This is a genomic window from Streptomyces sp. NPDC054887 (assembly GCF_053610585.1).
In genome coordinates this window covers 1-10,970 of the sequence record NZ_JBSGYQ010000119.1, presented here as the reverse complement: position 1 = coordinate 10,970, position 10,970 = coordinate 1, and the positions used below count along the sequence as shown (strand labels likewise).

General features: G+C 72.0%; 8 protein-coding genes. 6 read left to right on the top strand and 2 right to left on the bottom strand.

The annotated features are described in order from the left end of the window. Positions 1 to 47 precede the first annotated feature (47 nt). Positions 48 to 1,430 (bottom strand): cation:dicarboxylate symporter family transporter, encoded by a 1,383-nt coding sequence (locus ACWGH0_RS34045; protein ID WP_453408143.1) that lies wholly within the window; start codon positions 1,428 to 1,430, stop codon positions 48 to 50. A gap of 140 nt (positions 1,431 to 1,570) precedes the next feature. Between ACWGH0_RS34045 and ACWGH0_RS34040 the strand changes: the two genes are divergently transcribed. The 3 genes from ACWGH0_RS34040 to ACWGH0_RS34030 all read left to right on the top strand — a co-directional run bounded on the left by ACWGH0_RS34040 (position 1,571) and on the right by ACWGH0_RS34030 (position 4,737). Continuing rightward, on the top strand, positions 1,571 to 3,184 hold the full coding sequence (locus ACWGH0_RS34040; protein ID WP_453408142.1) for a sensor histidine kinase: 1,614 nt from the start codon (positions 1,571 to 1,573) through the stop codon (positions 3,182 to 3,184). Positions 3,185 to 3,242: 58 nt separating this feature from the next. Next, the gene (locus ACWGH0_RS34035; protein WP_453408141.1) at positions 3,243 to 3,935 is read left to right on the top strand and encodes a response regulator; all 693 of its coding nucleotides are present in this window, start codon (positions 3,243 to 3,245) and stop codon (positions 3,933 to 3,935) included. A gap of 130 nt (positions 3,936 to 4,065) precedes the next feature. Next, positions 4,066 to 4,737, top strand: a complete 672-nt coding sequence (locus tag ACWGH0_RS34030) for a helix-turn-helix domain-containing protein (RefSeq protein WP_453408140.1) — start codon at positions 4,066 to 4,068, stop codon at positions 4,735 to 4,737. A gap of 59 nt (positions 4,738 to 4,796) precedes the next feature. Here ACWGH0_RS34030 and ACWGH0_RS34025 read toward each other — a convergent pair whose 3' ends face one another. Beyond that, positions 4,797 to 5,822, bottom strand: coding sequence for an ATP-dependent 6-phosphofructokinase (locus ACWGH0_RS34025; protein ID WP_453408139.1), 1,026 nt, complete (start codon positions 5,820 to 5,822; stop codon positions 4,797 to 4,799). 258 nt (positions 5,823 to 6,080) lie between these two features. Between ACWGH0_RS34025 and pta the strand changes: the two genes are divergently transcribed. From pta to pyk, 3 genes are all read left to right on the top strand, one after another. Then, positions 6,081 to 8,156: a phosphate acetyltransferase gene (pta, locus tag ACWGH0_RS34020; RefSeq protein WP_453408138.1), complete on the top strand. Its 2,076-nt coding sequence runs from the start codon at positions 6,081 to 6,083 to the stop codon at positions 8,154 to 8,156. Then, positions 8,153 to 9,409 carry an acetate kinase gene (locus ACWGH0_RS34015; RefSeq protein WP_453408137.1) on the top strand — a complete coding sequence of 419 codons (1,257 nt, stop codon included), beginning with the start codon at positions 8,153 to 8,155 and terminating at the stop codon, positions 9,407 to 9,409. Before pta ends, ACWGH0_RS34015 begins: the two co-directional genes overlap by 4 nt. A 74-nt stretch (positions 9,410 to 9,483) precedes the next feature. Beyond that, positions 9,484 to 10,920, top strand: a complete 1,437-nt coding sequence (gene pyk, locus ACWGH0_RS34010; RefSeq protein ID WP_453408136.1) for a pyruvate kinase — start codon at positions 9,484 to 9,486, stop codon at positions 10,918 to 10,920. Positions 10,921 to 10,970: the final 50 nt, after the last annotated feature.

The window sequence follows — 10,970 nt, the reverse complement described above, 5'->3', positions numbered from 1 at the left end:
CGGCCACGCCCACCCCGCCGTCGTCGAGGCCGTCTCCACCCGCCGCGTTACACGCCCGCGGCCGCCTTGTCGCCCGCCCGTACCTCCGGGCCGCTCGCGGGCCGCGCGTCGTCCGCGTCGGCGGGGGCGTCGTCGAGCAGGGTCTTCTCGTCGAACGGGGCGAGACCGGCCAGGACCTGGTCGACCCGCTCCTTGTCGATCTCCTTCGTCCACGTGCCGACGAGTACCGTCGCCACCGCGTTGCCCGCGAAGTTCGTCAGGGCGCGCGCCTCGCTCATGAAGCGGTCGATGCCGACGATCAGGCCGACGCCGTCGACCAGCTCCGGACGGTGCGACTGGAGGCCGCCGGCCAGCGTGGCCAGACCGGCCCCGCTGACACCCGCCGCGCCCTTCGACGCCACGAGGAGGAAGAGGAGAAGCGGAATCTGCTCGCCGATGGACATCGGGTCGCCCATGGCGTCGGAGATGAACAGCGAGGCCATGGTCATGTAGATCATGGTGCCGTCGAGGTTGAAGGAGTACCCGGTGGGAACCGTGATGCCGACCACCGGCTTGCTGATGCCCAGGTGCTCCATCTTCGCGATGAGCCGCGGGAGGGCGGACTCGGACGAGGAAGTGGACAGGATCAGCAGGAACTCGCGGCCCAGGTACTTGAAGAAGGTGAGGATGTTGAGGCCCGCGACGAGGCGCAGCAGCGCGGCCAGCACGATGAAGACGAAGAGGAAGCACGTGACGTAGAAGCCCAGCATCAGCACGGCGAGGCTCTTGAGCGCGTCCAGACCGGCCGAGCCCGTGACGGCCGCGATCGCGCCGAAGGCGCCGATCGGCGCGGCCCACATCACCATGGCCAGGATCCGGAACACCAGCCGCTGGACGTGCTCGACCCCGCGCAGCACGGGCTGGCCCGCGGCGCCCATGGCCTGAAGGGCGAAACCGGCGAGCAGGGCGACCAGGAGGGTCTGGAGGACCTCTCCCGTCGTGAAGGCGGAGACGAACGTCGTCGGGATGATCCCGAGCAGGAACTCCACCGTGTCCTTGGCCTCGGCCGCGACCTGGCCCTGTCCGGCCTCCTTGACGGCGTCGGTCACCGCCAGGCTGTCACCGGGGTGCAGCACGTTGCCCACGACCAGGCCGATGGTGAGGGCGACCAGCGACATGACGGTGAAGTAGCCGAGCGCGATGCCGCCAACCGCGCCGACCTTGGCGGCCTTGCGGACCGAGCCGATGCCCAGCACGATCGTGCAGAAGATGATCGGCGAGATCATCATCTTGATCAGATTCACGAATCCGGTGCCGAGCGGCTTCAGCTCGACGGCCACACCGGGGGCGGCGAAGCCCACCGCCACGCCGAGTACGACGGCGACGATCACGGCGATGTACAAATAGTGCGTACGGTCCCGCCTTGCGGCTGTACCTGCTGTGCCTGCCACGGGGGCCTCCTCGGCTCGTCCTGCGATACCCACGTCCCGTTGGGTCCCGGCGACTATCCACCAGGCTGTGACGGCGGTCACCGTTACGTGCATTTCGTTCACGGGTTTTCGGCCGGGCGCACGTGCCGCACACTTGCCGCATGCGCGTTCCCCGCCCCCGCAGCCTGGCCGGCCAGCTGTTCGCGATGCAGGTCGTCCTGGTCGCGGTCCTCGTCGCGGGCTGCTCGGCCTTCGCGTACTTCTCCGACAAGTCCCAGGCCGAGGAGACCGCCCGCCGGCAGGTGTACGCGACCGCCACCGCCGTGGCGAAGTCCCCGGCGGTGATCGAGGCCGCCCGCTCCGACCACCCGACGGGGCTGCTCCAGCCGTACACCGAGGCCCTGCGCAAGGAGGCGGGCGTCACCTTCGTCACGATCATGGCGCCGGACGGCACCCGCTGGACGCACCCGGAGGCGCAGCAGATCGGCAGGGCGTACCTGGGCCACACCGGACCCGCCCTCGCGGGCCGCACGTTCGCCGAGACGTACGTGGGAGTGCTGGGGCGCTCGGTGCGCGTGGTGGCGCCGGTACGGGACACCGAGGCGCGCGGCGGACGGATCGTCGGGCTCGTCAGCGCGGGCATCACCATCGAGGCGATCAGCGCGCAGGTCCGCGAGCAGGTGGCCGCCCTGCTCGGCGTGGCGTCGGGCGCGCTCGCACTCGGCGGCGTCGGTACGTACGTCATCAACGCCCGGCTGCGGCGGCACACGCACGGCATGAACGCCCGCGAGCTGAGCCGCATGCACGACTACCACGAGGCGGCGCTGCACGCGGTGCGCGAGGGGCTGCTGATGCTCGACGGCCGCCAGCGCATCGCGCTGATCAACGACGGCGGGCGGGAACTGCTCGGGCTGGGGCCGGACGCGGTCGGCCGACCGGTGGCCGAGATGGACCTGCCGGGCCCGCTCACGGCGGCGCTGCTCGACCCCGGGCCGCGCGTCGACGAGGTGCACCTGACGGCGGACCGGGTGGTCGTCGTCAACAGCCGCCCGGTGCGCGGCGGGGAGAAGCGCGGCACGGTCGTGACCCTGCGCGACCACACCGAACTCCAGGCGCTCTCCGGCGAGCTGGACTCGGAGCGCGGTTTCACCCAGGCGCTGCGCTCCCAGGCCCACGAGGCGGCCAACCGCCTGCACACCGTCGTCTCCCTCATCGAACTCGGCCGCGCGGACGAGGCGGTGGAGTTCGCCACGGCGGAACTGGAGCTGGCCCAGGCCCTGACCGACCAGGTCGTCGGCGCGGTCGGCGAGCCGGTCCTGGCGGCGCTGCTGCTGGGGAAGGCGGCGCAGGCGAACGAGCGGGGCGTGGCGCTCGTACTGGACGAGGACAGCCGGATCGACGACGGCCTCCTGCCGGGCACACTCCCCGCCCGCGACCTGGTGACGATCCTGGGCAACCTGATCGACAACGCGGTGGACGCGGCGCAGGGCAGCGACGGCGCGCGCGTCACCGTGACGGCCCGCACCGACCGGGGCGGCGAACTGCTGCTGCGCGTCGCCGACACGGGGCCCGGCGTCGCGCCCTCCGCCGCGGACGCGGTGTTCGCCCGGGGCTGGTCGACGAAGAGCGCGGGGCGGGGGCTCGGGCTCGCGCTGGTCCGGCAGACGGTGCGCCGGGGCGGCGGCACGGTCGCGCTCACCCGCGCCCCCGGTGGCGGCGCGGAGTTCACGGTGCGCCTGCCGCTGCGCGCGACCGCCGGGCAGGCGGGGTCATGACCCGGTGCACGGCCCGCCCCGCCGCGAGCGTCGGCCCCGCGCGCCCGGAGGTGACCGCATGAGCGGCCTCGCAACGCGTCCCATCCGGGTCCTGGTCGTCGAGGACGACCACGTCGCCGCCGACGCCCACGCCCTGTACGTCGGCCGCGTCCCGGGTTTCGCCGTCGCCGGGGTGGCGCACTCGCGGGCCGAGGCGGTGCGGGCACTCGACCGGGTCCCCGTCGACCTGCTGCTCCTGGACCTGTACCTGCCCGACGGCCACGGCCTCCAGCTCGTGCGCTCCATCCGGGGCGCCGGCCACACCGCCGACGTCATCGCGGTCACCTCGGCCCGCGATCTCGCCGTCGTACGCGAAGGGGTGTCCCTCGGCGTCGTGCAGTACGTCCTGAAGCCCTTCACCTTCGCCACCCTGCGCGACCGCCTCACCCGGTACGCCGAGTTCCGCGCCGCCGCCGGCGAGGCCAGCGGCCAGGACGAGGTGGACCGCGCCCTCGCCGCGCTGCGCACCCCGCAGCCCGCCGCCCTGCCCAAGGGGCTCAGCGCCCCGACGCTCGAAGCGGTGACCCGGGTGCTGCGCGGATCACCGGCCGGGACGACCGCCGCCGCGGCAGCCGCCGAGCTGGGCATCTCCCGGATCACCGCCCGCAGGTACCTGGAACACCTGGTCACCGCGGGCCGCGCCGAGCGCGCGCCGCAGTACGGACAGGTCGGCCGCCCCGAGCTGCACTACCGGTGGATCGCCCTGCGGTGAGCCCAGAGTGACCGGACGGTAACGTGAGGAGTGCATGAGCGGTCGCGGTCGGGTCGGACGTTCCTACGACTTGTGATGTTGGGTGAACGCACCGTAGTCATCGGGCCCCCGCCGTCCGTACGGTGTGCCCGTGCACCCCTCTCCGCCTTTCAACGCCCTCGCAGCGCGCCGCCTGCGCGAGGCCCTGGGCATGGCCCCCGGCCACGTCGCCTACGGGCTCCGCGCCCAGTACGGAATGAACGTCGGCCCCGACCTCGTCGTCGCCTGGGAGCGCGGCCAGCGCGCGCCGGACATGCAGGAGATCACGGCGCTCGCCGGTGTCCTGTGGTGCGCCGTCGGCGACCTGATCGCCGCCCCGGGCACGCTGCGCGAGCACCGGATGGCGCGGGGTCTGGCGGCGCCCGACCTGGCCAGGATGGTGGGCGTGGACGCGGCGGCGTACCAGCGGATGGAGGACGCCGGGCGCTGGCGCGGCAACGAGCGGCAGTCCGCGGCGCTGTCGGAGGCGCTCGGCCTGTCCCCGCGCGAGTTCGTCACGGCGACGGGCCGCGACGAGGATCTGGCGGAGGTGCTGTGCAGCGCGGTGACCACGCGCTGGCAGGCGTACGTACGGCCGGCCGCCAAGCTGGTCCCGATGCCCAAGCGCCGGCTGGAGGACATCCTCCAGCAGTTGCACACCGACTACCAGTCGCGGATGGTCTCGACGCTGAGCTGGAGCGGCGGCGGCGCCCAGGACGGCGCGAAGGGCCGGGAGTTCCTGGACGAGATCGTCGGCCACTTCTGGCGGCTGGCACCGCGCTGACCGACCGGCCGGCGGCCCCGCCGCCCGCCGTGACACGGGGGCCGCCCGGCCGGCCCGGCTCAGAAGACGGACTCGGCCTCGTGCATCCGCGCGTCCGGAACCGTCTTCAGCTCCTCGACGCCCGCCGCCAGCGGCACCGTCGTGATCTCGGTGCCGGTCAGCGCCGTCATGTTGCCGAAGTCCCCGCGGTGCACCGCCTCCACCGCGTGCCAGCCGAAGCGGGTGGCGAGGACGCGGTCGTACGCCGTCGGGGTGCCACCGCGCTGGACGTGGCCGAGGATGACCGGCCGGGCCTCCTTGCCGAGGCGCTTCTCCAGCTCGCTGGCGAGCCGGTTGCCGATGCCGGTGAAGCGCTCGTGCCCGAACTGGTCGATGACGCCCTTCTCGTACGGCATGGAGCCCTCGGCCGGACGCGCGCCTTCCGCGATGCAGACGACGGCGAACTTCTTGCCGCGCGAGAAGCGTTCCTCGACCATCTTGACCAGGTCGTCGACCTGGAAGGGCCGCTCGGGCAGGCAGATGCCGTGCGCGCCGCCCGCCATGCCGGACTCCAGCGCGATCCACCCGGCGTGCCGGCCCATGACCTCGACGACCATCACGCGCTGGTGCGATTCGGCGGTGGTCTTCAGACGGTCTATGGCCTCGGTGGCGACGCCCACGGCCGTGTCGAAGCCGAAGGTGCGGTCGGTGCCGTTGATGTCGTTGTCGATGGTCTTCGGTACGCCGACGACCGGCATCCCCGCGTCCGACAGCATCCGGGACGCGGTGAGGGTGCCCTCGCCGCCGATCGGGATGAGCGCGTCGATGCCGGACCTGGCCGCCAACTCCTGCCAGTTCTCGGCCGCTTCGCGCAGCCGGTCGCGCTCCAGACGCGCCGAGCCGAGGATCGTGCCGCCGCGGGCCAGGATGCCGCTCACGGCATCGAGGTCGAGGGGGCGGAAGTGGCCGTCGAGCAGCCCCTTGAAGCCGTCCTCGAAGCCGATGACTTCGTCGCCGTGCCCCGCGACGGCCCGGTGCACGACCGACCGGATCACTGCGTTCAGCCCGGGGCAGTCTCCGCCTGCGGTGAGGACTCCGATACGCATCGTGCTGTGTCTCCTGCTCCTAGTGGTACATGTGAGCCAGAATCCGATTGTTTCACGGCTCGCATGGGCGCGGCGCTTGCGGCTACTCCTCCATAAGGGCCCGCGTCGGGCCGTACGGAGGGGTCGCGCGGACCGTGGGACGCACCCGTGCGAGACCTTCGGTCCCGGCCTCACAGGCCCCTGCCCGGCGGGCGCCCTATCCACCCACACAGGTATTGTCAAGAGGGCAAGACCACCCTATCTGGACGGAGAGCACGCGTGACGCGCAGCGTGTACGTGACCGGGATCGACCGGGGAGACGGCCGGCAGGTCATCGAGCTGGGAGTCATGGAGCTCCTGACGCGCCAGGTGGACCGGGTGGGGGTGTTCCGTCCCCTGGTGCACGACGGGCCGGACCGGCTCTTCGACCTCCTGCGCGCCCGCTACCGGCTGTCGCAGGACCCGGCCACCGGGTACGGCATGTACTACCAGGAGGCGGCGGCGCTCCAGGCCGAGAAGGGCACCGACGAACTGGTCTCCCGGATCGTCGACCGCTTCCACCGGGTGGCGCGGGAGTACGAGGTCGTCCTCGTGCTCGGCACCGACTTCGCCGACACCCAGCTGCCCGAGGAACTGGCGCTGAACGCCCGCCTGGCCAACGAGTTCGGCGCCTCGGTGATCCCGGTGGTCGGCGGCAAGAACCAGCCCGCCGACGCCGTGCGCGCCGAGACCCGCAACGCCTACCGCGCGTACGAGGCCCTCGGCTGCCAGGTGCTGGCCATGGTGGCCAACCGGGTCGCCCCCGCCGACCGCGCGGAGGTCGCCGACCGCCTCCAGGCACGCCTCCCGGTGCCCTGTTACGTGCTGCCCGACGAGCCCGCGCTGGCCGCTCCCACGGTCGCCCAGATCACCCACGCCCTCGGGGGCAAGGTGGTGCTCGGCGACGACGCGGGGCTGGCGCGCGACGCCCTCGACTTCGTCTTCGGCGGCGCGATGCTGCCGAACTTCCTGAACGCCCTGACCCCCGGCTGCCTGGTCGTGACCCCGGGCGACCGCGCCGACCTGGTGGTGGGCGCGCTCGCCGCGCACAGCGCCGGGACCCCGCCGATAGCGGGCGTACTCCTGACCCTCGACGAGCGCCCCGGCGACGAGGTGCTGACCCTGGCGTCGCGCCTGGCGCCCGGGACCCCGGTGGTCTCGGTGGCCGGGGGATCCTTCCCCACGGCGGGCGAGCTGTTCGCCCTGGAGGGCAAGCTGAACGCGGCCACCCCCCGCAAGGCGGAGACCGCGCTCGGCCTCTTCGAGCGGTACGTCGACACGGCCGACCTGCTGGCCCGGATGTCGGTGGTCCGCAGCGGACGCGTGACGCCGATGATGTTCGAGCACGAGCTGCTGGAGCGGGCCCGCTCGAACCGCCGGCGCGTCGTGCTGCCCGAGGGCGCCGAGGAGCGCGTGCTGCGCGCCGCCGACGTGCTCCAGCGCCGCGACGTGTGCGACCTGACGCTGCTCGGCGACGTCGACGTTCTGCGCAAGAAGGCCGCCGACCTGGGCATCGACCTCGGGAACATCCAGCTCATCGACCCGCAGACCTCCGAGCTGCGCGGCCGGTTCGCCGAGACCTACGCGAAACTGCGCGCCCACAAGGGCGTCGGCGTGGAGCTGGCGTACGACGTGGTGGCCGACGTCAACTACTTCGGCACGCTGATGGTGCACGAGGGTCTTGCCGACGGCATGGTGTCGGGTTCGGTGCACTCCACGGCCGCGACCATCCGCCCCGCCTTCGAGATCATCAAGACCAAGCGGGACGCCAAGATCGTCTCGTCGGTCTTCTTCATGCTGCTCGCCGACCGGGTGCTCGTGTACGGCGACTGCGCGGTCAACCCGGACCCCGACGCCGTCCAGCTCGCGGACATCGCCGTCCAGTCGGCGGTCACGGCCGAGAAGTTCGGCGTGGATGCCCGGATCGCGATGCTCTCGTACTCGACCGGCAGCTCCGGCAGCGGCGCGGACGTCGACAAGGTCCGCGACGCGACCGAACTGGTGCGCGTCAGCCGTCCGGATCTGCTGGTCGAGGGGCCGATCCAGTACGACGCGGCGGTCGAGCCCTCGGTGGCCGCCACCAAGCTGCCCGGCTCCGAGGTCGCCGGGCAGGCCACGGTGCTGATCTTCCCGGACCTCAACACCGGCAACAACACCTACAAGGCCGTCCAGCGCTCCGCCGGGGCCGTCGCCGTCGGACCGGTGCTCCAGGGCCTGAACAAGCCGGTCAACGACCTGTCGCGCGGCGCCCTGGTCCAGGACATCGTCCAGACGGTCGCCATCACGGCGATCCAGGCGCAGGACACGAGCGCATGACCTCCACCCCGACCCGAGAAGGCACCGCACCCGTGACCGCAGCCCAGCGCATCCTCGTCCTCAACTCCGGCTCCTCGTCGGTGAAGTACCAGCTGCTCGACATGCGCGACAGCTCGCGCCTCGCCGTCGGCCTGGTCGAGCGGATCGGCGAGCAGACCTCGCGCCTGGTGCACAGCCCCCTCGCCGGCGACGGCGGCCCGGCGGGCGGCAAGCGGGAGCGCACCGGGCCGATCGCCGACCACGAGGCCGCGCTGAAGGCCGTCGCCGAGGAGCTGGCGCGCGACGGGCTGGGCCTCGACTCGCCCGAGCTCGCCGCCATCGGTCACCGCGTCGTGCACGGCGGCCTGCGGTTCAGCGCGCCGACCGTCATCACCGACGAGGTGCTGGCCGAGATCGAACGGCTCGTCCCGGTCGCCCCGCTGCACAACCCGGCGAACATCACCGGCATCCGCACCGCGCAGGCGCTGCGCCCCGACCTGCCGCAGGTCGCCGTCTTCGACACCGCCTTCCACACGACGATGCCGGAGTCCGCTGCCCGCTACGCGATCGACGTCGAGACGGCCGACGCCCACCGCATCCGCCGGTACGGCTTCCACGGCACCTCGCACGCGTTCGTCTCGCGCGAGACGGCGAAGCTGCTGGGCAAGGACCCGTCCGAGGTCAACGTCATCGTGCTGCACCTGGGCAACGGCGCCTCGGCCTCCGCCGTGCGCGGCGGGAAGTGCGTGGACACGTCCATGGGACTGACCCCCTTGGAGGGACTGGTCATGGGTACGCGCTCCGGTGACGTCGACCCCGCGGTGACGTTCCACCTGGAGCGGGTCGGCGGGATGAGCACGGACGAGATCGACGTACTGCTGAACAAGAAGAGCGGCCTGGTCGGCCTGTGCGGCGACAACGACATGCGCGAGATACGCCGCCGCGTCGACGAGGGCGACGAACGGGCCCTGCTGGCCTTCGACATCTACATCCACCGGCTGAAGAAGTACATCGGCGCGTACTACGCCGTCCTCGGCCGGGTCGACGCGGTGGTGTTCACCGCCGGGGTCGGCGAGAACGCGGCGCCGGTGCGCGCGGCGGCGATCGCGGGTCTCGAGGAGCTGGGCCTGGTGGTGGACGCGGAGCTCAACGCCGTACGGTCGGACGCGGCGCGGCTGATCTCGCCCGGGTACGCCCGGGTCGCGGTCGCGGTCGTACCGACCGACGAGGAGCTGGAGATCGCCCGCCAGACGTACGCGTTGGTCAACGCCTGAGCGGCGTACCGCCCATTTGTACATTCCACCAGACGGAATATTCCGCAGCGAAACAAACCGATAGGATCCGCCTCATGCGCCGTTCCAAAATCGTCTGCACACTGGGTCCAGCCGTCGACTCCCATGACCAGCTCGTGGCTCTGATCGAAGCCGGCATGAGCGTGGCCCGATTCAACTTCAGCCACGGCACCCACGCCGAGCACCAGGGCCGGTACGACCGTGTCCGCAAGGCCGCCGAGGAGACGGGCCGCGCCGTGGGCGTGCTCGCCGACCTCCAGGGTCCGAAGATCCGGCTGGCGAAGTTCGCCGAGGGGCCGGTCGAGCTGGTCCGCGGGGACGAGTTCGTCATCACCGTCGACGACGTCCCGGGCGACAAGTCGATCTGCGGCACGACCTACAAGGGTCTGCCCGGAGACGTGTCCAAGGGCGACCCGATCCTGATCAACGACGGCAACGTCGAGCTCAAGGTCGTGTCGGTCGAGGGCTCCCAGGTCCACACCATCGTGATCGAGGGCGGTGTGGTCTCCGACCACAAGGGCATCAACCTGCCGGGCGCGGCGGTCAACGTCCCCGCCCTCTCCGAGAAGGACGTCGAGGACCTGCGCTTCGCCCTGCGGATGGGCTGCGACATGGTCGCGCTGTCCTTCGTGCGCGACGCCGACGACGTCAAGGACGTCCACAAGGTGATGGACGAGGAGGGCCGCCGGGTCCCCGTCATCGCCAAGGTGGAGAAGCCGCAGGCCGTCGAGCACATGGAGGGCGTCGTCATGGCGTTCGACGGTGTGATGGTCGCGCGCGGCGACCTGGCCGTCGAGTACCCGCTCGAAAAGGTCCCGATGGTGCAGAAGCGGCTCATCGAGCTGTGCCGCCGCAACGCCAAGCCGGTGATCGTCGCGACCCAGATGATGGAGTCGATGATCACCAACTCGCGCCCGACGCGCGCCGAGGCGTCCGACGTCGCCAACGCGATCCTGGACGGCGCGGACGCGGTCATGCTGTCCGCCGAGTCCTCGGTCGGCGCGTACCCGATCGAGACCGTCAAGACGATGTCGAAGATCGTCGTCGCGGCGGAGGAGGAGCTGCTGGCCAAGGGCCTCCAGCCGCTCGTACCGGGCAAGAAGCCCCGTACACAGGGCGGTTCGGTCGCCCGCGCGGCCGCCGAGATCGCGGACTTCCTGAACGGCAAGGCGCTGGTCGCCTTCACCAAGTCCGGCGACACGGCCCGCCGGCTGTCCCGCTACCGCGCGGCGCAGCCGATCCTGGCCTTCACGACCGACGTCGGCACCCGCAACCAGCTCGCGCTGAGCTGGGGCGTCGAGTCCTTCGTCGTCCCGCACGTCGACAACACCGACGCGATGGTCGACCTCGTCGACGCCGAGCTGCTCAAGCTCCAGCGCTACAACAACGGCGACACCATGGTCATCACCGCCGGTTCGCCCCCCGGCGTGCCCGGCACGACCAACATGGTCCGGGTGCACCACCTGGGCGGCGGCGGGCACGACGCGGCCTGACGCCCCCGCGCGACGCGCGAACGGCGGCGGCCCGCCCCCCTGTACAGGGG